At 65.5% G+C, this 23798-nt stretch carries 19 protein-coding genes; 11 read left to right on the forward strand and 8 right to left on the reverse strand.

Going from position 1 to position 23798, the window contains the following annotated elements; all coding sequences use genetic code 11:
• Positions 1-134: 134 nt before the first annotated feature.
• Positions 135-566: a hypothetical protein gene (locus ACE10X_RS04485; protein WP_016843277.1), complete on the forward strand. Its 432-nt coding sequence runs from the start codon at positions 135-137 to the stop codon at positions 564-566.
• Positions 567-587: 21 nt separating this feature from the next.
• On the opposite strand, the gene ACE10X_RS04490 is transcribed toward ACE10X_RS04485, so the two are convergent.
• Together ACE10X_RS04490 and pyrE are read right to left on the reverse strand one after the other, a co-directional pair.
• Positions 588-1385, reverse strand: coding sequence for a DUF2865 domain-containing protein (locus ACE10X_RS04490; RefSeq protein ID WP_304557458.1), 798 nt, complete (start codon positions 1383-1385; stop codon positions 588-590).
• Between the two features lie 189 nt (positions 1386-1574).
• On the reverse strand, positions 1575-2138 hold the full coding sequence (pyrE, locus tag ACE10X_RS04495) for an orotate phosphoribosyltransferase (RefSeq protein WP_018269561.1): 564 nt from the start codon (positions 2136-2138) through the stop codon (positions 1575-1577).
• Between the two features lie 202 nt (positions 2139-2340).
• Between pyrE and ACE10X_RS04500 the strand changes: the two genes are divergently transcribed.
• On the forward strand, positions 2341-2967 hold the full coding sequence (locus ACE10X_RS04500; protein WP_038384999.1) for a glutathione S-transferase family protein: 627 nt from the start codon (positions 2341-2343) through the stop codon (positions 2965-2967).
• Positions 2968-3217: 250 nt separating this feature from the next.
• On the opposite strand, the gene ACE10X_RS04505 is transcribed toward ACE10X_RS04500, so the two are convergent.
• The 6 genes from ACE10X_RS04505 to ACE10X_RS04530 all read right to left on the reverse strand — a co-directional run bounded on the left by ACE10X_RS04505 (position 3218) and on the right by ACE10X_RS04530 (position 13037).
• Positions 3218-3853 carry a LysE family translocator gene (locus tag ACE10X_RS04505; protein WP_038384917.1) on the reverse strand — a complete coding sequence of 212 codons (636 nt, stop codon included), beginning with the start codon at positions 3851-3853 and terminating at the stop codon, positions 3218-3220.
• Positions 3854-4265: 412 nt separating this feature from the next.
• Positions 4266-7304 (reverse strand): DNA polymerase I, encoded by a 3039-nt coding sequence (gene polA, locus ACE10X_RS04510; RefSeq protein ID WP_038384916.1) that lies wholly within the window; start codon positions 7302-7304, stop codon positions 4266-4268.
• Positions 7305-7527: 223 nt separating this feature from the next.
• Positions 7528-8265: a response regulator gene (locus ACE10X_RS04515; protein ID WP_038384915.1), complete on the reverse strand. Its 738-nt coding sequence runs from the start codon at positions 8263-8265 to the stop codon at positions 7528-7530.
• Complete coding sequence (locus tag ACE10X_RS04520) at positions 8262-10010, reverse strand: DUF3369 domain-containing protein (RefSeq protein WP_028340476.1); 1749 nt, start codon at positions 10008-10010, stop codon at positions 8262-8264. Before ACE10X_RS04520 ends, ACE10X_RS04515 begins: the two co-directional genes overlap by 4 nt.
• On the reverse strand, positions 9980-12046 hold the full coding sequence (locus ACE10X_RS04525) for a HAMP domain-containing sensor histidine kinase (RefSeq protein WP_038384914.1): 2067 nt from the start codon (positions 12044-12046) through the stop codon (positions 9980-9982). The genes ACE10X_RS04520 and ACE10X_RS04525 overlap by 31 nt, the downstream gene beginning before the upstream one ends.
• A 34-nt stretch (positions 12047-12080) precedes the next feature.
• Positions 12081-13037, reverse strand: a complete 957-nt coding sequence (locus ACE10X_RS04530; RefSeq protein WP_051003006.1) for a TRAP transporter substrate-binding protein — start codon at positions 13035-13037, stop codon at positions 12081-12083.
• 309 nt (positions 13038-13346) lie between these two features.
• On the opposite strand from ACE10X_RS04530, the gene ugpB reads away from it, so the two are divergent.
• From ugpB to hpxZ, 9 genes are all read left to right on the forward strand, one after another.
• Positions 13347-14585 (forward strand): sn-glycerol-3-phosphate ABC transporter substrate-binding protein UgpB, encoded by a 1239-nt coding sequence (ugpB, locus tag ACE10X_RS04535; RefSeq protein ID WP_244435803.1) that lies wholly within the window; start codon positions 13347-13349, stop codon positions 14583-14585.
• Positions 14586-14748: 163 nt separating this feature from the next.
• Complete coding sequence (locus tag ACE10X_RS04540; RefSeq protein WP_038384912.1) at positions 14749-15699, forward strand: phosphotransferase; 951 nt, start codon at positions 14749-14751, stop codon at positions 15697-15699.
• A gap of 246 nt (positions 15700-15945) precedes the next feature.
• Complete coding sequence (locus ACE10X_RS04545) at positions 15946-17568, forward strand: ABC transporter substrate-binding protein (RefSeq protein WP_038384943.1); 1623 nt, start codon at positions 15946-15948, stop codon at positions 17566-17568.
• Between the two features lie 309 nt (positions 17569-17877).
• Positions 17878-18891, forward strand: a complete 1014-nt coding sequence (locus tag ACE10X_RS04550; RefSeq protein ID WP_038384911.1) for an ABC transporter permease — start codon at positions 17878-17880, stop codon at positions 18889-18891.
• 3 nt (positions 18892-18894) lie between these two features.
• On the forward strand, positions 18895-19794 hold the full coding sequence (locus ACE10X_RS04555; RefSeq protein WP_375764051.1) for an ABC transporter permease: 900 nt from the start codon (positions 18895-18897) through the stop codon (positions 19792-19794).
• A 97-nt stretch (positions 19795-19891) separates the two neighbouring features.
• Positions 19892-21742, forward strand: a complete 1851-nt coding sequence (locus ACE10X_RS04560; RefSeq protein WP_038384909.1) for an ABC transporter ATP-binding protein — start codon at positions 19892-19894, stop codon at positions 21740-21742.
• A 69-nt stretch (positions 21743-21811) separates the two neighbouring features.
• Entirely contained in the window at positions 21812-21991 is a 180-nt protein-coding gene (locus tag ACE10X_RS04565) for a DUF4089 domain-containing protein (RefSeq protein ID WP_038384908.1), read from the forward strand.
• Positions 21992-22019: 28 nt separating this feature from the next.
• Positions 22020-23396, forward strand: coding sequence for an AtzE family amidohydrolase (locus tag ACE10X_RS04570; protein ID WP_085970621.1), 1377 nt, complete (start codon positions 22020-22022; stop codon positions 23394-23396).
• Between the two features lies 1 nt (position 23397).
• Entirely contained in the window at positions 23398-23790 is a 393-nt protein-coding gene (gene hpxZ, locus ACE10X_RS04575) for an oxalurate catabolism protein HpxZ (RefSeq protein WP_016845830.1), read from the forward strand.
• Positions 23791-23798 lie beyond the last annotated feature (8 nt).

The following is a 23798-nucleotide window of genomic DNA, read 5'->3' on the forward strand; positions in this document are numbered from 1 at the left end:
GACGACGTCTTGGAACGATCAATAAACCAATCAGAACGAATTAAGAACACTTTAGCAAGTCTTTGATATATCATTGTGATTCGGCGCCTGCGCCGACACAATATCTATGGTCTTTCAGTCTCTGCGAGGACTACATGTCCACCATCGCCTTCGATCAATTCGCTCTGACCCGGATTGCCGATTTCGCGCGGTCGCTATCGCGGCTGCACCAGGCCTCGCGGCGCCAGCCGATCGATGACGACCAGCTCGATCGCGAGTTCAACGCGGTCTGCATGTCGATCTGGGGCTACACCACGGATGATTTCAGTGACGAGCTGTTCTCGGACGAGGATCACGCCTGGCTCGATTCGCTCGATGAAGCGCATGCGCGGATCTTTGCCGGCGAGCAGGGTTATGATCTCGTCGACGATCACGGCATGCTGACGGACTGGTGGGGCTATTGCTGGATGATCCTCGCCGAGAAGCGCGGCATCCTCAATCCGGAGAACCGCGCGGCCGCGCGGGCCGCGATCGAGGAGAAATACATGGCCGCGCCGAACGTGATCGGCGTGATCGTGGCGCGCTGACAGGCGCTCAGCTCGAAGCCGTCAGTTCGCCTCGGCCCGCTTGGCGGGCTTCGCGGCGTTGCCCTTCGGCGCAACAGACGATGGCGCCGACGGCGCCACATCGCGGCCGGTTTCAGGCAGCGGCGCATCGCCCGCGATCTCGGCGCTGACGGGGGCGACCTTCATTTCGCCGAGCCGCGCGCGGACCGCCGAGGTCAATCCGGGATAGGAGGCAACCGGCGTGAAGTCGAAGGACTGCTCGTTGCCGACCCGGATGCCGGTATAGGCGACGAGGCCGTCGGTGGTCGCGATCACGTCGCCGGCACGCAGCGAGGCATCGAGCGCGAGGTCGACCGGTGCGAGCCCCGCCGGGTCGCGGCCGTTGCAGGTGCAGTCGGCGCGCAGCGCCTTGCGATAAGCGAAGGCGTTCTCGCTGTCGGCGTAGCGTTCGCCGGCGGTCGATGCGGCGCTGTCGATATGGCTGCCGTAATAGACCTTGGTCGCGCTCGCGGGACAGAACGCCTGGCAAAGCTGCGCCGGCGTGGCGTTGCCGCGCATCGTCAGCGGAAAATATTTGCCGTCGCAGCTGCGCACGCAATACGCCGGTCCGGAACCGGCCACGCGCGGCGCCGAGATGGGCGCGGACGGCTGCCGTTCAGCCTGCTGGTTGAGGCCGAACGGGTCGGCGAAGAAACTGGCTTGCGGCGGTGCCTGCCGGCTCTGCTGCTTCTGGGAGCCGCCGAAGAAGAAGTCGAGCAGCCCTTCGGCTGACACAGGCGCGGGCACCACCAGGATGGAACCCGCAAAGGCTGCGGCGGCAAGCATCACGCGGCGCCGCATGCGCCGATCACTCAACTCTGTACGCAACGCCAACTCCACCCGACGCGCCACGCCGCGGCGACACGCTGCCCCGGCGGATTCACCTTAAGGCGGGATGGTAAACGAGCGATTGATTTGGGGGTGACGACGTCACATGAAGCGCGCACCGCGCGGCGATACGCGACGGCGGGAGTCAGCCGCGAAAGAGCCTCAGTCCTTCAGGAACTCGCCCGCCTTGTACAGCGCGCGGAACGGCAAGCCGGCTTCGGCAAACGTCTCGGTCGCGCCTTCCTCGCGGTCGACCATGGTGAAGACCAGCGCGATCTCGCCGCCGGCCTCGCGCACGGCTTCCACCGCCTTCAGCGCCGAGCCGCCTGTCGTGGTGACGTCCTCGACGATGACGATGCGCTTGCCCGCAAGGCTCTCGCCCTTCGCAAGCCCTTCGACGGAAAGCTTCGCGCCGTGCTCCTTCGGCTTCTTGCGCACGAAGAACGCCGCGATCGGGTGTCCCTTCAGCCAGGATAGCTGCGCGATCGCACCGGCGAGCGGCACCGCGCCCATCTCGAGCCCGCCGACGAAATCGAGCTTGTCGTCCTTCAGCGCTTCATAGGTGAGCTCGGCGAGCAGCGCCGCGCCCTCGGGATCGAGCATCGTCGGCTTCAGGTTGAAATAGAAGTCGCTCTTGCGGCCCGACGCCAGCGTGATCTCGCCGCGGCCGAACGAACGCTTGCGGATGATCTCGGCGAGGCGGGCGCGGGAGGCTGATTTGGACAAAGACTTTTTCCCTTGAGGGTTTGAGGCGGGCGGCAATCTATCCACGCTTACCGGCACATTCCAGCGTGGAAATCGGGCCGTCAACAGTGCCCAAGCCGCGATTTCCGCGGGCGTGCTTTCCGGAAAGCGCGGTTGTGCGGCCGTTCCGTTCCCCGTAAGCAGGCGCCAAACACTCGGCCAAACACTTGCACGGGAAGCGGAAATGACCATCGAGCTGCACACCTGGAACACGCCCAACGGCCGCAAGATCTCGGTGGCGCTGGAGGAAATGGGGCTGCCCTACAAGGTGATCCCGGTGAACATCAGCAAGGGCGAGCAGATGGCGCCCGCCTTCCTCGCGATCAGCCCGAACAACAAGATCCCGGCGATCGTCGATCCGGATGGGCCCGGCGGCAAGCCGGTCAGCATTTTCGAGTCCGGCGCGATCCTGCTCTATCTCGGCGAGAAGACCGGCAAGTTCCTGCCGAAGCCGCTGGCGCAACGGATTCCGGTCTATGAGTGGCTGATGTGGCAGATGGGCGGCTTCGGTCCGATGCCGGGCCAGGTGCACCATTTCATCGCGCTGGAGAACGAGCAGGACCGCGCCTACGGCCTGAAGCGCTACATGGCCGAGACGCGGCGACTCTACGGCGTGCTGGACCGCCGGCTTGATGGGCGCGAATTCGTCGCCGGCGATCTCTCGGTCGCCGATTTCGCCATCCTCGGCTGGGCCTGGCGCCATCCGCGCCACAAGGTCGATCTGGCCGACTTCCCCAACGTCAAGCGCTGGTACGAGACGCTGATGGCCCGCCCCGCCACGAAGCGGGGAATGGACGCGAAGCTGGATTGAGGGTTGCTGAACCGTAGGATGGGTAGAGCGAAGCGAAACCCATCACTTCGAATCCGCGGCGGTCATGATGGGTTTCGCTGCGCTCTACCCATCCTACGCGCTTACTTCCCTTCTCCCCTTGTGGGAGAAGGTGGCGCGAAGCGCCGGATGAGGGGTTGTCCCCGCAGACGAACTCGTGGAAACAACCCCTCACCCGGCTTCGATGCGAAGCATCGAAGCCACCCTCTCCCACAAGGGGAGAGGGTACTCGCTAGGCCCGCCGTGCCTCGAGCGCCATCTTCATCGCCAGTCCTGCCAGCACCGTGCCCATCAGCCAGCGCTGCACCAGCAGCCAGGTCGGGCGGGTGCCGAGGAACACCGCGATCGAACCGGCGGCGAGGGCGACCATCGCGTTGACGCTGACGCTGATCACGATCTGGATCGAGCCGAGCGCGAGCGATTGCGTCAGCACGCTGCCGCCGGCGGGATCGATGAACTGCGGCAGCAGCGCCAGATAGAGCATCGCGATCTTCGGGTTCAGGAGATTGGTGACGAAGCCCATCGCGAACAGCTTGCGCGGGCCGTCGACCTTCAGCGCCTTGACCTGGAACGGCGAGCGGCCGCCGGGCTTCAATGCCTGCCACGCCAGCCAGAGCAGATAGCCCGCGCCGGCGAAGCGCAGCGCATCGTAAGCGTAGGGGATTGCGAACAGCAGCGCGGTGATGCCGAACGCCGCGCACAGCATGTAGAACACGAAGCCGAGCGCGACGCCGCCGAGCGAGACGATGCCGGCCGCCGGCCCCTGCGTGATCGAGCGCGAGATCAGGTACATCATGTTCGGTCCCGGCGTCAGCACCATGCCGAGGCAGACGAGCGCAAAGCCGAGCAAAGCGGATGTGTGGGGCATGACGGGTCTCGCGAGGGGATGCGCACACTTCTAGCGTGTCGTCCGCGGCGCGGCCATGCTGGAATTGCTCTCGGAGCAATGTCGCGGCCGCGGTGGTGCGAGAGTTTCGGCCGGAACGGCTGATCGCACATGGCGAGTAAGGTGAGCACATCGGTCAGGCTCCCTCTCCCCTTGCGGGAGAGGGTGGGGAGAGGGGTAGTCCCGGGCGAGATGATCAATGGACGCGCGGCTCGTGCAATATCGAACCGCGCGTCATCGACGGTCCTGTTGAGAGCACGTCGTGTGATACCCCTCTCCCCACCCTCCCCCGCAAGGGGGGAGGGAGCCCGACTGCCGGTGCTTACCTTACTTGGAGCGGAGCCGCGCACGCGGCGATAGCGTTGCGTCACCCATGAGCCTCGCTCTTGAGACGCTAATGCGCCTCGTCCCAATTATTCGCCGCGCGCGCATCGACCTGCAGCGGCAGCGACAGGAGCACCGCCGGGAAGGGTGCGTCCTGCATCACCTTCTGCACCACCGGCAGCGTCGCCGCGACCTCATCGTCCGGCACCTCGAAGATCAGTTCGTCATGCACCTGCAAAAGCATCTGCGCCGAGAGCTTCTTCTCGGTGAGTGCGTCCTCGACGCGGATCATGGCGCGGCGGATGATGTCGGCCGCGGTGCCCTGCAGGCGCGCGTTGATCGCGGCGCGTTCGTTGAAGGCGCGCACCGAGGCGTTGGAGGCCTTGATGTCGGGGTAGTAGCACTTGCGCCCGAACAGCGTCGTCACATAGCCGTTGCGGCGGCAGAAATCCTTGGTCTCGTCCATATAGGCGCGGATGCCCGGGAAGCGCTCGAAGTATTTCTTGATGTAGGCCGAGGCCTCCTCGCGGGCGATGCCGAGCTGGTTGGCGAGGCCGAATGCCGAGATGCCGTAGATGATGCCGAAGTTGATCGCCTTGGCGCGGCGGCGCACCTCGCTCGGCATGTCCTTGATCGGCACGCCGAACATTTCGGAGGCGGTCATGGCGTGAATGTCGAGCCCGTCGCGGAATGCCTGGCGCAGCACCGGCACGTCGGCGATCTCGGCCAGCAGCCGCAACTCGATCTGGGAGTAGTCGGCCGACACCAGCTTGTGGCCCGGCGTCGCGATGAAGGCGCGACGGATCTTGCGGCCGTCCTCGGTACGAACAGGGATGTTCTGCAGATTCGGTTCGTTCGACGACAACCGGCCCGTGGTGGTCGCGGCCAGCGCGTAAGTGGTGTGGACGCGATGGGTCTGCGGATTGACGTAGGTCGGCAGCGCGTCGGTGTAGGTCGATTTCAGCTTCGAGACCTGGCGCCACTCCAGGATCTTCTTCGGGAATTCGTGGCCTTGCTCGGCGAGCTCGTCGAGCACCTGCGCGGTGGTCGACCATGCGCCGGTCTTGGTCTTGCTGCCGCCGGGCAATCCCATCTTGCCGAAGATGATGTCGCCGATCTGCTTCGGGCTGCCGACATTGACCGGCTCGCCGGCGATCTCCTGGATCTCGGCCTCGACGCGCGCCGCGGTCTGGGCGAAATCGCCCGACAGCCGCGACAGCACCTGGCGGTCGATCGAGATGCCGCGCCGCTCCATCCGCGCCAGCACCGAGACCAGCGGCCGCTCCAGCGTCTCGTACACCGTCGTCATCCGTTCGGCGACGAGGCGGGGCTTCAGCACCCGCCACAGCCGCAGGATCACGTCGGCGCTTTCGGCCGCATATTCGCCGGCCTTGTCGATCGTGACCTGATCGAAGGTCAGCTTGCCCTTGCCGCTGCCGACGAGGCCGCCGTAATTGACGACGGCGTGGCCGAACCAGCGCTCGGCGAGCGCCTCCAGCGCATGCGAGCCACGGCCCGCATCGAGCGCGTAGCTCATCAGCTGCGCATCGTCGATGTTGCGCAGCGTGATTCCGTGCTGCGCCAGCATCACCGAGGTGAACTTGACGTCGAAGCCGACCTTCTGGATGCCGACGGACTCCAGCAGCGGCTTGAGCGCCGCCAGCGCCTCGGCGGTCTTGATCTGGCCGGGCGCGAGGCCGGCATCGAACAGGCCTGCGCCACCGCCGGCCTGCCGGTGGCTGAGCGGGACGTAACACGCATGGTTTGGCGCCAGCGCCAGTGCAAGGCCCGAGAGCTCGCCCTGCATCGGGTCGATCGATTCCGACATCGCCTCGATCGCGACATAGCCGGTGTCGGGCACGCGGGCGATGACGGCCTTGAGCTGATCGAGACTGCCGATCGCCTGATACGCCTTGCGGTCGAAGCCGGTCTTCCGGATCGCCTCGCCACGGGCCTCGGCCAGCGTCGCGGGCGTGCCCTTCAGGCTCGAGTTCTTGTCGTCACGCGCACCGGTCGGCCTGGCTTTCGGCAGCGGTGCCGCGGCCGATGTCGGGGCGTCTCCGGGCGCTGGCGTCACATCGGACGGCGGCAATGGCGAGAACACGCTCGCGCCGCTCTTGTTGCCGGGATCGGCATCGACATTGGCCGGGTCGATCTGCGCGTAGTCGGCGACGCGGCGGGTGAGGGTGGTGAACTCCATCGCCTTGAGGAAGGCGATCAGCCGGCGCGAGTCGGGGTCGTTCACGGCGAGGTCGTCGAGCGGTACTTCGAGCTCGACCTTGTCGTCGAGCAGCACGAGCTGGCGCGAGATGCGCGCCTTCTCGGCGTTCTCGAGCAGCGCCTCGCGCCGCTTCGGCTGCTTGATCTCGCCGGCGCGGAACAGCAGCTGATCGAGATCGCCATATTCGATGATCAGCTGCGCGGCGGTCTTGATGCCGATGCCGGGCACGCCGGGCACGTTGTCGGTGGAGTCGCCGGCCAGTGCCTGCACCTCGACCACCTTCTCCGGCGGCACGCCGAATTTCTCGATCACCTCGTCGCGGCCGATGCGGCGATCCTTCATCGTGTCGTACATCACGACCTTGTCGTTGACGAGCTGCATCAGATCCTTGTCCGATGACACGATCGTCGTGGTCGCGCCGCGCTCGCTGGCGAGCCGCGCATAGGTCGCGATCAGATCGTCGGCCTCGAAGCCGACCTGCTCGAGGCAGGGCAGTTCGAAGGCGCGGACCGCCTCGCGGATCAGCGCGAATTGCGGGATCAAATCGTCGGGCGCCGGCGGCCGGTGCGCCTTGTAGTCGGGATAGAGCTTGTTGCGGAACGTGATCTCCGACTTGTCGAACACGATCGCCAGATGCGTCGGCCGGTTGTCCTCGGGCATGTCGCGCAGCAGCTTCCACAGCATGTTGCAGAAGCCGAGCACGGCGTTGACCTGCAGCCCGTCGGATTTGCGGTTCAGCGGCGGCAGCGCGTGGTAGGCGCGGAAGATGTAGGACGAGCCGTCGACCAGGAAGACATGGTCGCCCTTCGCCGTGGCCCTGGCGGCAACGGGCTTGGGGTCGGTCTTCGATGCGGGCTTGGCGGGGGCTTTGGAGGCTGTTTTCGGCATGGCCGAAACTTAGGGATTTTTGCGCGGATTGACAGCCTTTGTGTCGCTGAATCCGCCGGTGCCACACAACGATTTGTCGTCCTGGCGAAAGCCAGGACCCATTACCCCAAATGATCGTTGTTTGAGCCCGCTGTGGGTCCAGCCTACCCAACCCGGGCAGTCGTGGTTATGGGTCCTGGCTTTCGCCAGGACGACATTGAGAGGCGGGACAGCTTTCGCAGCGCTACGCCTTGTCCCCGGTCGGCGAGAACAGGTAGCCGCCGCCGCGGATGGTCCGGATCACGGACGGCTTGGTCGGGTCGAATTCGATCTTGCGGCGGATGCGCATGATGCGCAGGTCGACGGCACGGTCGAAGGCTTCCGCGTCGCGCGCATTGGCGAGTTCCAGGAGCCGCTCGCGCGACAGCACCCGCTTCGGGTTGGCCGCGAACACCTTCAGGAGGCCGAATTCGGAGGCCGTCAGCGGATGCTCGTTGCCCTCGTCGTCGCGCAGCGCCTGGGCCTCGAGATCGAGCCATTTGGTGCCGAACCGCACCAGCTGCTCCTTTTCGGCCTTCGCGCTTGCCGGTTCCGCCGCCGCCGTTTTCGCCGGCCCGCTCCGCCGCAGCACCGAGCGGATGCGCGCCATCAGCTCGCGCAATTCGCAGGGCTTTGCCACGTAGTCGTCGGCGCCGAGCTCCAGCCCGACCACCCGGTCGATCGGGCTGGCAGTAGCTGTCAGCATGATGACGGGGACGTTGATCTTGCTCTTGAGGTCGCGAATGATCGACAGCCCGTCTTCCTCGGGCATGTTGAGGTCGAGCACCACGAGATCGGGCGTGCAGCCCTCGATCTCCTTGCGCAGGCTCTTGCCGCCGTCGCACAGCGTCACGCCGAAGCCGTGCATCTTGAGGTAATCGCCGACCATTTCGCGGGCCGGTGCCTCATCGTCCACGATGAAGATGTGCGGGTTCTGGCTCATGATGTCTCTGTCGCCGGCAGTGTAACCGTAAAGGTCGACCCCTGTCCGGGGCCCGGGCTCTGCGCGGTCACATGGCCGCCATGCATGTCGATGATGCGCTTGACGATGGAAAGGCCGAGGCCGGTCGAGCTCTCGCCCGCGGTCGGCTTGGCCGACAGCCGCTGGAACCGGCCGAACAGCCGGCCGAGATCCTCCGGGCTGAGGCCGGGGCCCTGGTCGACGATCCGGATCACGGTGTCGTCGCCCTCATGGCTGACCGTGACCGTGATCTTGCCGCCGATCGGCGAGTACTTGATGGCGTTGCTGACGAGGTTGTCGATCGCCTCGCGGATCCGGTCGGCGTCGCACATCGTGACGAACTGCTGCGGCCCCGAGACCGAGATGCTCTGCTGCTTGTTGACCGCCGAGGGCAAATTCGCCTCGGTGACCTCGTTGACCAGGGCCGCGACGTCGACCGGCTCGCGGCGGATGGTGATGTCGAACGCATCGGCCATCGCGTCCGAGATCAGATGGTCGACCATCGAGGTCAGCCGCTTGGTGGCGTCCCGGATGTGCTCGACCTGCGACGTGACGTTTTCCTTCGGCGAGCCGGCGCCGATCAGCTCGGTCAGCATCTCGGTGCGGCCGAGGATGACGCCGAGCGGGTTCTTCAGATCGTGGGCGACGGTGCCGAGGATCTCGTTCTTGAAGCCGTTGGCGCGCTGCAGCCGCAGCCATTGCGCCGAGAGCCGCCGGTTGGCCTGCATCAGCGCGCGGGTGCGCTGCGCGACGCGGTCCTCGAGCTGGGTGTTGGCCTCGTGCAGCTGCTGGTAGAGGATCACATTGTCGAACGCGATCGACAGCCGGCTCGAGAAGATCTCGACCAGCGCACGGTCGGTGTCCGAGAGCTGGCGCTCGGCCTGCAGCAGCACCACGACCTCGCGGCCGCTGCCGGTGCGCGAATAGAGCACGCTGCGGTGGTCGGCGAACTCGTTCTTGCGGCGCTGGAATGCTTCCTCCACCATGTGCCGCAGGTCCGGATCGAGCGCCTTCGACGAGGTGGTGCCGATGAAGCGGCTGTAGCAGCCCGAGCAGGCCAGCACCGAGAAATCGGCCGCGGCCGAATTGCCGTCGTCGCGCAGCACCAGAATGCCGGCGCAGTCGACGTTGAGCAGCGACGCGAGCTGGGTCAGCACGCCCTCGGCCAGCCGCTGCATCGACTTGAAATCGTACAGCGTCGAGGCCGCGTCGATGATGATCTCGAGCCCGCGCCGTGTCTGCACCATGCGTTCGAGCTGCTGGTAGCTGCGCAGCGCGGCCGTCAGCGACGTGAACAGCTTGTCGGCGGTGAGCTCGGTCTTCGCCTTGTAGTCGTTGATGTCGTATTGCACGATGACGCGCCGTTCCGGCGCCTGGCCGGGCTGGCCGGTGCGCAGGATGATGCGCACGGTCTCGTTCTTGATCTCGTTGCGGATGAACTCGACGAGCTCGAGGCCGGCGACGTCGGTCTCCATGATGACGTCGAGCAGCACGGCTGCGATGTCGGGGTTGTCGCGCATCAATGTGCGGCCTTCGGCCGCAGAGTAGGCCGAGAGGATCTCCAGCGTCGAACCGTTCAGGTTGTAATCGCTCAGGGCGAAGCGGGTGCCTTCATGGACGGCGTGATCGTCATCGATGACGGCGATCTTCCATTTGCGGGCCGACGAGTCCTCCGGGGGGCTCTCGGTATCGTCGATCAGTTGGAGGACATCGTCCTGTTCGGCCATTGACTGGTTCCGTCGGCTGCTGCGTCAGTGATCGTGGGCTGGCCCATGGGCTGTCCTTTGGCGATCCTGGGCATGATAATGCGAAAAGTGGTGCCTTGTCCTACCCTTGACTCCAGCATCATGCGTCCACCGAGCTGCTGGGTGACGAGGTTATAGACGATGTGGAGGCCGAGGCCCGTACCACCTTCGTTGCGGCGCGTCGTAAAGAACGGGTCGAACGCCTGCCGCTGCACGTCCGGCGTCATGCCAGCCCCGTCGTCCGCGAAGATGATCTCGACATCGTCGGCGCCGCGCCCGCGCGCCGAGATGGTGATGGTGCCGGAGCGGCCATCGGCAAAGGCATGATTGACGGCGTTGAGGAAAAGATTGGTTAAGATCTGCCCATAGGCGCCGGGATAACCGTCGATCAAGAGCCCCTCGGGCACATCGACCGAGAGCGCGATCGCGGCCTTCTTCAGCACCGGCCGCAGGCTCGCCACGATCTGGTCGGTGGATTCGCTCAAGGCAAACTGGCGGCGCTCGGCATGCGAGCGATCGACGGCGACCTGCTTGAACGACTGGATCAGCTCGCCGGCGCGCTGCAGGTTCGCGACCAGTTGCTGCGATGCGTCACGCGAGGCGCGCACGAACTCGTCGAGCTTGGAGCGGCGCAGCGGCTCGGTCTTCAGGTCGTTCTCGAACATCTCGCTGCGGCGGGCGAAGCTCGAGGCTACCGTCAGGCTGATGCCGATCGGATTGTTGACCTCGTGGGCGACGCCGGCAACGAGGCCGCCGAGCGCGGCGAGACGCTCGGCATCGATCAGGTTCTGCTGCGCGGTATTGAGCTCGAGCAGCGCGCTTTCGGCTTCCTCCTTGGCGGTGCGCAGCTCGTCCTCGGTCTTGCGCTTGGCGATCGCGTTTTCGCGGAACACTTCGACCGCACGCGCCATGGCGCCGACCTCGTCCTTGGCCGAGGTGCCCTGCACCGGCCGGTCGAGATCCCCCGAGGTGATGGTGCGCATCGCGGCCATGATCTGCGCCAGCGGCAGGCGGATCGACAGCGCGATCATGACGCCGGCCGACATGATGACGCCGAGGAAGATCACGGCAATCGACAGCACCCGGCGCGAGATCGAGGTCAGCGTCTTGTCGAACGTCTCCTGCGCCTTCTGCTCGCGCTGGCGCATCTTCACCGAGAGATCGTCGATCGCGCCGATCGCATCCGCCTGGCTGGCGTCGATCGAGTTGCGCAGCAGATCGGTGCGGTTGGTGAGCTGCTCGCTGAGCTTGCCGAGCCCGTCGCGCAGCTCGGCGGTCTTGACCTTGAGCCGCGCCAGCGCCATCCGCTGCAGATCGTTTTCGGCCAGATCGGTCATGACGGGAATCGTCTTCTCGATCGTATCGATGTTGCGGCGGGCTTCCTCGGCCGACGAGGAGGCAAGCGAGAGATAGTAGGCGTTGGCGGCGACCAGCAGCGAGGTGAACGCTTCGCGCGACTTGCCGAGCGCGGGCCAGATCAGTGCATCGCGATGGCCGGTCGCGCCCTCGATGATCGAATAGAGCCCGGCCATGTCCTTGGTCGGCGACAGCACCTGCTCGTCATAGGTCTTGGCGATCCTGGTCTGCACGGTGCGCAGCTCGCCGAAGCCGTCGAGGAAACGGCTGGTGACGCGCTCCAGCTCCTCGACCGAGCCTGACAGCATCGGGTCGGTCGAGGCCCGGTTGGTCAGCGTACCGAGCACGGCCTCGCGGAGCAGCAGGATTTCGGCGAACAGGTCCGGGCTCGGCTGATTGATGTAGCGATGGATCAGGTTCTGCAGGCGGCTGGTCTCGCTTTCGAGCTTGGCCAGGATCTTGTCGGATTCCCGCACCTGGCGGACATCCTCCCAGGCCGAGCCGAGCACCTTCGAGCCGTTCCAGATCAGCACCGCCAGCACGATCACGACCGCGGAGTTGAGCAGGGCGATCGAAAGGATGCGCCAGCGGATCGGGACCGCACGCAGCAGCTGGACGATGCGGAAACGGCCCTGCGGCCCGAAGGCCGCCCGCCGTCGCATCGTCCCGTCCTGCTTTGATGCGTCCAAGATCCGGTTACTCCATGTTGCGGATGCGTTCGATCAGCGCCGATATCGCGGGATCGCGCTCGGCCCTGGCGTAGATGCCGGCCATTGCAGCTTCGAACGGCTTGCGGTCGATGTCGGTCACGATCTCGACGCCGGCCAGCTCCGCCTGCTTGCGCGAGCGCGCCTCGAGCTCCCGCCACCTCTCGCGCATGTAGACGCTGGAGCGCTGCGCGGCCTCGCGGAAGATCGCCTGCTCCTCCGGCGAGAGGCTGGCCCAGGCCTTTTGCGACATCAGCAGCACGTCAGGACTGAAGGTGTGTTGGGTCAACGTGTAGTAGCGGGCATGTTTGTAGTGACCGGTGGTGACGAAGGACGCCCAGTTGTTCTCGGCGCCGTCGATCAGCCCGGTGGCGAATCCGGTCAGCACCTGGCCGTAGGGCATCTGGACCGGCTGGGCGCCGAGCGCGCGCATGATGTCCGACATCCGTTCGGATTGCTGCACGCGCAGCCGCAGTCCCTTGACGTCGTCGAGCGAATGGACCGGGTGGACGCTGTTATAGATCGAGCGGGCGCCGGAATCGTAGAAGGCCAGCCCGACGAAGCCGTAAGCTCCGAGACTGTTCAGGATCTCGCTGCCGATCGGTCCATCCAGCACGTTCTGCAGGTGTTCGGGCGATCGAAACAGGAACGGCATTGCCAGCACGTTGACCGACGGCACCATTGTCCCGATCAGCGCGACATTGGTCCGGTTCAGGTCGATGGCGCCGGCCCGGGTCTGCTCCAGCGTCTCCTTTTCCTCACCGAGCTGGCGGGAATGGAAGACCACGATGCGGTGCCGGCCGGCGGTGCGTTCGGCGATCAGGCGGTCCATGTAATTCAGCGCCTGGACGGTCGGATAGTCCTCATTCTGGGTATCGGCGGTGCGGAATTCGCGCGCAAAAGCGCTCGCCGGGACCGCTGCCCATGACAGCGCGACGGCAAGCATCGTTATCCGCGAAAGGCCGGCGCGGCGGTACACAGGCTACAATTCCCCTTGTGATTTGTGTCCAGGGCGGGAAGAAAAGGTTCAACGCATTTTTAGCAGAATGGCGCTGGTTCGCCATCGGCCAAACGTTAAATCCGCGGTGCAACCTGTGGTGTCGGTTGAATCTGCGGTTGTAGCGCCTTATGAGGGCGTGTTGGCATCCGGGAACGGCTCGTCGTGAAGTTCGCTTTGAAGCTCGCCTTGAAGCTTTTGCACCTCGTCGTCGCGGCTCTTCTGCTTGTGTCGCCGGCGCGAGCGGCCACCGAGATCATGTGGTGGCACGCGATGTCGGGCGAGCTCGGCAAGCAGCTCGAGAAGCTTGCCGCCGATTTCAACGCCTCGCAATCCGACTACCGGATCGTGCCCGCCTACAAGGGCAACTATACCGAGACCGTGACCGCGGCGATCTTCGCCTTCCGATCGCGCAGCCAGCCGGCGATCGTTCAGGTCAACGAGATCGCGACCGCAACCATGATGGCGGCCCGCGGCGCGATCTATCCGGTGTTCGAGCTGATGCGCGATCAATCCGAGGCATTCGCGCCGTCGGCCTATCTGCCCGCGGTGGCCGGCTACTATGCCGATGTCGACGGCAACATGCTGTCGTTCCCCTTCAACGCCTCGACGCCGATCCTCTACTACAACAAGGATATGTTCCGCTCTGCCGGGCTCGATCCGAGTGTGCCGCCGAGGACCTGGCCGGAGCTCGGCGTCGTGGCCAAGCGGCTGCGCGCGGCGGGCGCGATGTGCGGCGTGACCACGTCGTGGCCGTCCTGGATCAATGTCGAGAACTTCTCCGCCTTCCACAATCTGCCGATCGCAACCAAGGCCAACGGGTTTTCCGGGCTCGACGCACAGCTGATCTTCAACAACCCTTTGGTGGTGCGCCACATCGCGCAGCTCGCGCAATGGCAGGCCGACAAGACCTTCGACTATAGCGGCCGCGGGCAGGCGGCCGAGCCGCGCTTCCAGAAAGGCGAGTGCGGCATCTTCATCGGCTCGTCGGGCACGCGCGCCGACATCAGGGCCAATTCCAAATTCGAGGTCGGCTACGGCATGATGCCGTATGAACCCGACGTGCAGGGCGCGCCGCAGAACTCGATCATCGGCGGCGCGACGCTGTGGGTGTTGCGCGACCGGCCGCGCGCCGAGTACGCCGGCGTGGCGAAGTTCTTCGCCTATCTGTCGCGGCCGGAGGTGCAGGCCGCCTGGCACCAGAACACGGGCTACCTGCCGATCACCCGCGCCGCATTCGATCTGACCCGCACGCAGGGTTTCTACGATCGCAATCCCGGCGCCTCGATCTCGATCGAGGAGGTGACGCTGAAGCCGCCGACCGACCATTCGAAGGGCATCCGCCTCGGCTCGTTCGTCCTGATCCGCGACGTGATCGAGGAGGAGCTCGAGCAGGTGTTCGCCGGCAAGCGATCGGCGCAGGCCGCGATGGACAACGCCGTCGAGCGCGGCAACCGCCTCTTGCGCCAGTTCGAGCGCGCCAATCCGGACCGGTGAGGGGCATCCAGGCTGCTCAACTGTTTCTCCGTCATCCTGAGGAGCCGCGAAGCGGCGTCTCGAAGGATCGACGGCCACCAGTCGGGCCGATTCATCCTTCGAGGCTCGCTCCGCTCGCACCTCAGGATGACGGGGATGGATTTAAGCTACGAGATTCCTTGAAATGACATCCCTTCCTTCCCTCACCGACTACGACACCTACCGCGCCTGGCGCGGCGCCGCGTCGCGCTGGTTGCCGGTCGCGCGCGATATTGCCGATGGCCACGGGCTGTCATGCGATGCGCCGCATGTGTTCTCGACCGGCACCAATCTGGTTGTCGGGCTCGACGAAGGCCTGATCCTCAAACTCTTCCCGCCGTTTCTGCGCCCGCAATTCGTGTCCGAGCGCGGCGCGCTTGCCGAGTTGCGCGGACGGCTCGGCATTCCGATTCCCGACCTGGTCGCGGAGGGCGAGCGTGACGGCTGGCCCTATCTCGTCATCACGCGCCTCGCCGGTACCGTCGGCTCGGAGGTGTGGCCGGCGCTGCCGGAAGCCGAGCGGGAGCGCGTGCTCGCCGAGATCGGCGCCGTGATTGCCGAGGTGCAGCGCGTGCCACCCGGCAACCTGCTTGCGATCGAGCCGCGCTGGGACGCCTTCATGCGCACCCAGATCGCGCAGTGCCGGGCGCGGCACGAGCGGCTCGGCCTGCCGGCGAAATTCCTCACCTCGCTCGGCGAACTGCTGCGCGACGCCACTGAGTTGATCCCGATGAACGCGCCGCCGGTGATCCTGACCGGCGAATACATCCCGGAGAACTTTCTGCTGGGACGCCGGGCCGACGGCTGGCACGTCGCCGGCCTGTTCGACTTCGGCGACGTCCGGACGGGGTGGGGTGAGTACGACCTGCTCGGCCCCAGCGCCTTCATGGCCGCCGGGCATCCCCGCCGGGTGCGCAGCCTGTTCGATGGTTTCGGCATCCCGCGCACTGAGGTGACGTTCACGCTGAAGCGGCGGCTGATGGCGCTCTTGATGCTGCACTCGGCCAGCGATCCGCTCCGGCACATCTGCATCGAGCGTTGGCCGGACCGGGTCGATGACTTCGTGCAATTGCAGGAGTTGGTCTGGCCAGATTAGCGCTCTTCCGCGCGCGACATCCATTGCCGGCCACAAAGCAAGCAGGAGTCGTTTCTTGCTCATTCATTGAGCATATCGCCTGTCTTTGTATGCAATTGGCGATGGGAGATTTTGCCCGACCGGGATACCGTCGGAATTTTCTCTCGCCCCGGCAAGGCATTAGCAGGACATAAGATTTCGTTAAGGGTTGGCACAATCCTTGCGATCTGAGTTCCAAGGCCGTTCCCAAGGGCGTTGGAGCATCACATGAAGCGTCGCGATTTCCTCAAATCGGTGTCCGGGCTGGCAGCGGGCGCCCTGGCGCCGACCGCGCCCGCGATCTGGTCGCCGGCCAAAGCCGACGCCCGCTCCGAGACGCTGCTCATCGTATCCGAAGGCGGTCCCAACAATCTCGATATCCACGGCATCGGCACCAACGTGCCGGGCTACGAGGTGTCGTGGAATTGCTACGACCGCCTGATCAGCCACGAGATGAAGAGCGGTCCGGGCGGCGTGCCCTATTACGACCGCGACAAGTTCAAGCCCGAGCTCGCCGAGGACATCAACATCGGTGACATGTCGGTCACCTTCAAGCTGCGCAAGAACGCCAAATTCCACGACGGCGCGCCTGTCACGGCGAAGGACGTCAAATGGTCGCTTGATCGCGCCGTCTCTGTCGGCGGCTTCCCGACCTTCCAGATGAGCGCGGGCTCGCTGACCAAGCCCGAGCAGTTCGTGATCGTCGACGACACCACGGTGCGCGTCGACTTCCTGAAGAAGGACAAGCTGACGATCCCCGACCTCGCCGTGATCGTGCCCTGTGTCGTCAACTCCGAGCTGGTGAAGAAGAACGCCAGCGAAAAGGATCCCTGGGGCCTCGAATTCACCAAGCAGCAGACCGCGGGCTCCGGCGCCTACAAGGTGACCAAGTGGACCGCCGGCACCGAAGTCGTCATGGAACGCAACGACGATTGGGTCTGCGGTCCGCTGCCGAAGATCAAGCGCGTGATCTGGCGCATGGTGCCGCAGGCCGGCAACCGCCGCGCGTTGCTCGAGCGCGGCGACGCCGACATCTCCTACGAGCTGCCGTTCAAGGATTTCCAGGAGATGAAGGCGAACGGCAAGCTCAACGTGGTCTCGCTGCCGTTCTCCAACGGCATCCAGTATATCGGCATGAACGTGACCAAGCCGCCGTTCGACAATCCCAAGGTACGGCAGGCGATGGCCTACGCGATGCCGTATCAGAAGATCATGGATGCGGTGCTGTTCGGTCTCGCCAACCCGATGTTCGGCGCGGCAAAGGACAAGCCGACCGAGGTCGCCTGGCCGCAGCCGACGAAATATTACACCGACATGGAGAAGGCCAAGGCGCTGCTCGCTGAGGCCGGCTACGCCAACGGTTTCGAGACCACGATCTCGTTCGACCTGAATTTCGCGGGAGTCAACGAGCCGCTCTGCGTGCTGGTGCAGGAGAGCCTCGCGCAGCTCGGCATCAAGACCACGATCAACAAGGTGCCCGGCGCCAATTGGCGCACCGAGCTCACCAAGAAGGAAATGCCGCTGTTCACCAACGTGTTCTCGGGCTGGCTCGATTACCCCGAGTACTTCTTCTACTGGTGCTACCACGGCAACAATTCGATCTTCAACACGATGAACTACAAGTCGCCCGAGATGGACAAGCTCATCGACGGCGCACGCATTGCCGCCGCGAATGGCGACACCGCGGCCTACGATGCCGACGTCAAGGGTTTCGTCGATCTCGCCTTCACCGACATCCCGCGCATCCCGCTCTATCAGCCCTTCGTCAACGTCGCGATGCAGAAGAACGTGACCGGCTACGAATACTGGTTCCACCGCCGGCTGGACTATCGCGCGATGGCGAAGGGGTGAGGTCATGATGAGCGCGCGCGACGCACTCGCGTGTGTCGACCTCGTTAGTGAGGTGAGCACGCTTCTCAGGCTCCCTCTCCCGCTTGCGGGGGAGGGCGGGGTGGGGGTGCTTCCACATTGGGAATCCCTGAGTGGAGAGAGCCCCCACCCGCCGCGCTCTTCGATCGCGTCGGCCTCCCCCGCAAGCGGGAGAGGCGAAGTAAGCCAGCCGATAAGCTCGTGCGTCCCATATGCGATTGTCCCGCCTTGTGGGGGAGGGAGCCCCTCCAGTCCCGTTGTGGCTCTTGGCGATGTGCTTAGGAGCACGCCATGCTGACCCTGATCGGCAAGCGGCTGCTGTTCGCGATCCCTTCGCTGATCGGGGTCGTGATCGTGACGTTCCTTTTGACGCGCGCGCTGCCGGGCGATCCCGCAGCGTACTTTGCTGGCCCCGCGGCCACCAAGGAGGCGGTCGACCAGATCCGGAAGAAGCTCGGCTTCGACAAGCCGCTGATCGAGCAGTTCGTCCGCTACACCAACGATCTCGCCCATGGCGATCTCGGCACGTCGCTCACCACGGGCCAGCCGGTGGCAGCCGAACTGCGCAATCGGCTGCCGGCGTCGGCCGAGCTTACCCTGCTCGGCCTTGTCGTCTCCATCGTGATCGCGATCCCGCTCGGCGTGCTGGCGGCGACGCGGCCGGGCTCCTGGATCGACCATCTCTGCCGCGTCACCACCACGGCCGGCGTGTCGCTGCCGGTGTTCTTCACCGGGCTCGTGCTGGTCTATGTGTTCTATTTCCGGCTCGGCTGGTCACCGGCGCCGCTCGGCCGGCTCGACGTGTTCGCTAGCGCGCCGCCGACCGTCACCGGCTTCTATCTCATCGACACGCTGATCGCGCGGGACTTCGAGGCGTTTCGCTCTGCGCTCAGCCAATTGATCCTGCCGGCGGTGACGCTCGCGATCTTCTCGCTGGCGCCGATTGCGCGGATGACGCGCGCCTCGATGCTGGCGGTGCTGGCGTCCGACTTCGTCCGCACCGCGCGCGCCAGCGGCCTGTCGCCCGGCAAGGTGATCGTCACCTACGCGTTTCGGAACGCGATGCTGCCGGTCATCACCACGCTCAGCATGGTGTTCTCGTTCCTGCTAGGGGCCAATGTGCTGGTCGAGAAGGTGTTCGCCTGGCCCGGCATCGGCTCCTACGCGGTCGAGGCACTGATCGCGTCCGACTTCGCGCCGGTGCAGGGCTTCGTGCTGACCATGGCGGTCATGTACGTGCTGCTCAATCTCCTGATCGACATCCTCTACGGCGTGATCGATCCCCGCGTCAGGCTGGAGGGCTAGAGGATGAGTACCGTAGCTCCAACCGTCGAGCCCGCAGGTCCCGCCCGCACGTCGGGGCTTGCCGCTGCTTTTGAGCAGACCCGCTACGTTTTGAGCGAAAACAAGGTCACCGGCTTTGCCTTCGTGCTGCTGGTCCTGATCCTGTTTGCCGCGCTGTTCGGGCCCTATGTCGTGCCTTACGACCCGCTTGCGTCGGACACCGCGGCAGCATTGAAGCCGCCGTCGGCCGCGCACTGGTTCGGCACCGACCAGCTCGGCCGCGACATCTTAAGCCGCGTCATCGTCGCGACACGGCTCGACACCTTCATCGCGGTCGCCTCCGTGGTGCTGGTGTTCCTGATGGGCGGGCTGGCCGGCATCGCCGCCGGTTATTTCGGCGGCTGGACCGACCGCATCGTCGGCCGCATCGCCGACACCATCATGGCATTTCCGCTGTTCGTGCTGGCGATGGGCATCGTCGCGGCGCTCGGCAACACCGTGCAGAACATCATCATCGCCACCGCGATCGTGAACTTCCCGCTCTACGCCCGCGTCGCGCGCGCCGAGGCAAATGTCCGCCGCAATGCCGGATTCGTGCAGGCGGCGCGGCTCTCGGGCAATGGCGAATACCGCATCCTGCTCGGGCACATCCTGCCGAACATCATGCCGATCATGATCGTGCAGATGTCGCTGACGATGGGCTATGCGATCCTCAACGCCGCGGGCCTGTCCTTCATCGGTCTCGGCGTCCGGCCGCCGACCGCGGAGTGGGGCATCATGGTCGCCGAGGGCGCAGGGTTCATGGTGTCCGGCGAATGGTGGATCGCGCTGTTCCCGGGCCTTGCGCTGATGATCGCGGTGTTCTGCTTCAACCTGCTCGGCGACGGCCTGCGCGACATCGTCGACCCGCAGCGGAGGACGTGATGCCTGTCCCGGTCCGGTGTCATATTACCTCTCCGCTCCTTTGCATGGGGTTGTTTTGCGGATTTTTCGATGACGCCCCCCGTGAGGGGAGGTGCGCATGACCGCCCAGCCGCTGCTCGACGTCAAAGACCTCACGGTCGAGTTCACGACGCGTCGCGGCATCGTCAAGGCGGTGCAGCACGTCAACATATCCGTCGGCAAGGGCGAGACCGTCGGCATCGTCGGCGAGTCCGGCTCCGGCAAGTCGGTGACCTCCTATGCCGTGATGCGCATCCTTGATCGCGCCGGCCGGATCGCCGAGGGCTCGGTGATGTTTTCCGGCATCGACGTCAAGGCGGCGACCGAGAGCCAGATGCGCGATCTGCGCGGCCGCGAAGTCTCGATGATCTTCCAGAACCCGCGCGCCGCGCTCAATCCGATCCGCAAGGTCGGGCACCAGATCGAGGACGTGCTGCGCCAGCATGTGCAGCAGGCGCAGGTCACCGATCGCGGCGAGACGGCGATCGAGGCGCTGGAGCAGGTCAAGATCGCGCGCGCACGCGAGCGCTACCACGCCTATCCGTTCGAGCTGTCCGGCGGCATGTGCCAGCGCGTCGTGATCGCGCTGGCGCTGGCCTGCAATCCGCAGCTTCTGATCGCCGACGAGCCGACCACCGGGCTCGACGTCACCACCCAGAAGGCGGTGATGGATCTGATCGTCGAACTGACCCGGCGCCGCTCGATGTCGACGATCCTGATCACGCATGACCTCGGCCTCGCCGCCGCCTATTGCGACCGCGTCGTGGTGATGGAGAAGGGCCGCGTGGTCGAGACCGCAAAGTCGGCTGACATCTTCGCTGCGCCCCGGCATGCCTACACCCGGAAGCTGATGCGCGCGACGCCGCGGCTCGGGGTGTCGCTCCGGGATCTGTTGCCGGAGGAAGACTCTTCCGCCTCGCCCCGCGTGCGGGGAGAGGCCGACGCGCTCGGCAGCGCACTTGCGCGCCACAGCGCAGCGGGTGAGGGGGACTCTCCGCATACTGCACGCGCGGATACGGCCCCTCACCCCGACCCTCTAAGAGCGAGCTACGCTCGTCTCGACCCCGCGAAGGGCGGGGAGAGGGAGCAGAAGCAGCCCCTCCTGTCAGTCGAAAAGCTCGTCAAGGACTATCCGCGCCAGGGCGCGGGCGGGGTGCTGGCAAAGCTGTTCGGCCGCAAGCCGCCGGTCGAGGAAGAGACCTTCCGCGCGGTCGACGGCATCAGTTTCTCGATCGACCATGGCGAGAGCGTCGGGCTGGTCGGCGAATCCGGCTGCGGCAAGTCGACGACGTCGATGATGGTGATGCGGCTGCTGGACCAGACTTCCGGCCGCATCATGTTCGACGGCGAGGACATCGGCGGCATCGCGCCGCACTCCTTCGCGCGACTGCCGCGGCGCAGCCAGATCCAGATGGTGTTTCAGGATCCGACCGACAGCCTCAACCCGCGCTTCACCGCGGCGCGCGCCATCGCGGACCCGATCATGCAGCTCGGCGACATCAGGGGGCGCGACGCGCTCCGCGACCGCTGCGAGGAGCTCGCGCGGCTGGTCGGCCTGCCGGTCAATCTATTGGATCGCTTTCCGCACCAGCTCTCCGGCGGCCAGAAGGCCCGCGTGGGCATCGCGCGCGCCATCGCGCTGCACCCGAAGCTCGTGATCCTCGACGAGCCGACCGCGGCACTTGACGTCTCGGTGCAGGCGGTGGTGCTCAATTTGCTGCAGGACCTCAAGCAGTCGATGGGCATGAGCTATTTGTTCGTGTCGCACGACCTCAATGTCGTGCGCCTGCTGTGTGATCGCGTCATCGTGATGCGCGCCGGTCGCATCGTGGAGCAGGGCACATCCGAACACGTCTTGGGCAATCCGCAGGATGCCTATACAAGGGAACTGCTGACGGCGATCCCCCATCCGCCTCTGCCGGTGTCTTGACGCATGATCCGGAAAAGTGGGGACCGGTTTTCCGAATAGATCATGCGCAAAATCGTTATTGGGAGCGAAATGACCGATCATCTCGACGACTATATGAACGCCGTCGCCCGCGCGATGGCGTTGCCGCTGGAGGACGCCTGGCGTCCGGCGGTGCGCGCCAATCTCGACGTCTCGCTGCGGCTGGCGCGGCTGGTCGATGACTCCCCGCTGCCGGACGACGTCGTGTCGGCTGCCGTCTATTCGACCTGAGATCGCGATGCCCGAAACTCCCGCTTCCATGTCGGCCGCCGAGATCGCGCAGGCCGTATCGAGCCGCAAGATCACGGCTCTTGCGGCGACCGAGGCTGCGCTCGCGCGGATCGCGGCGCATGACAAGGTCCTCAATGCCTTCACCGACATCACCGTCGATCGCGCGCATGCCAGGGCCAAAGCGGTCGATGCTGCGATCGCCGCTGGTCAGCCGGTCGGCCCGCTCGCCGGCGTTCCGTTCGCGGTGAAGAACCTGTTCGATGTGCAGGGTCTTCCGACCCGCGCCGGCTCGAAGATCAACCGCGACCTGCCGCCGTCGCCGCGCGACGCGACGCTGATCGAGCGGATGGAAGCGGCCGGTGCGGTGCTGGTCGGCGCGCTCAACATGGGCGAATACGCCTACGACTTCACCGGCGAGAACGTGCATGACGGCCCGTCGCGCAATCCGCATGATCCGGCGCGGATGACCGGCGGCTCCTCCGGCGGCTCGGGCAGCGCCGTCGGCGGCGCGCTGGTGCCGATCGCGCTCGGCTCCGATACCAACGGCTCGATCCGCGTGCCGTCGTCGTTCTGCGGCACGTTCGGCCTGAAGCCGACCTATGGCCGGCTGTCGCGCGCGCGGTCCTATCCGTTCGTCGCCAGCCTCGATCATCTCGGCCCGCTGGCGCGCAGCGTGAAGGATCTCGCGCTCGCCTATGACGCCATGCAGGGACCTGACGCCGATGATCCGGCCTGCATCGTGCAGTCGGTCGAGCCGACGGTGCCGTTGCTTGCCAATGATATTGGCGGGCTGCGGGTTGCGATCGCCGGCGGCTATTTCCAGCAGAATCTGTTTCTGGAGGCGACAGAGGCGGTCGCGCGCGTCGCGAAGGCGCTCGGTGCCACGCGGACCGTGGAGCTTCCCGAAGCGGCGCGTGCCCGCGCCGCGGCCTACATCATCACCACGACCGAGGGTGCCGCGCTGCATCTCGATCGCCTGCGCGAGCGTCCCAACGATTTCGATCCGGCGGTGCGCGACCGTCTCATTGCCGGCGCGATGGTCCCGGCGGTCTATGTCGACAGGGCGCAGAAATTCCGCCGCTGGTATCGCGCCAGGGTGCTGGAGCTGTTCCAGTCGGTCGACGTGATCCTGGCGCCGGCGACGCCGTGCACCGCGCCGAAGATCGGCCAGGCCAATTTCACGCTCGACGGCGTCGAGCTTCCGGTGCGCGCCAATATCGGCATCCACACCCAGCCGGTCTCCTTCATCGGCCTGCCGGTGGTCGCCGTGCCGGTGCCGCTTGAACCGATGCCGATCGGCGTGCAGATCATCGCGGCGCCCTGGCGCGAGGACGTCGCGCTGCGGGTCGCCTACGCGCTGGAACAGATGGGCGTTGCGGCCGCGCCTGCGCCGAGAGGACTCTGATATGGATATCGATCTTCCCGATGTGGTCGCCGAGGTCACCGCGCAGTTCCAGCGATATGAGAAAGCGTTGGTCTCGAACGATGTTGCCGTGCTCGACGAGCTGTTCCGCGACGACCGCCGGACGCTGCGTTACGGCATTGGCGAGAACCTCTATGGCTATGCCGAGATCATGGCGTTTCGCGCCGGACGCTCGCCGGTCGGGCTGATGCGCAAGATCGAGCGGACCGTGATCACGACCTATGGCCGCGACACCGCGATCGCCTCGACGCTGTTCTACCGGGACAGCGCACCGGGTAGAGTGGGGCGGCAGATGCAGACCTGGATTCGTTTCCCCGAGGGCTGGAGAATCGTCGCGGCCCATGTCAGCGTCATCGATGAACCCAAAGGTGCTTGAAGGGCGAT

The sequence above is a fragment of the Bradyrhizobium sp. Pha-3 genome (assembly GCF_042258325.1).
Classification (GTDB): Bacteria; Pseudomonadota; Alphaproteobacteria; order Rhizobiales; family Xanthobacteraceae; genus Bradyrhizobium; species Bradyrhizobium elkanii.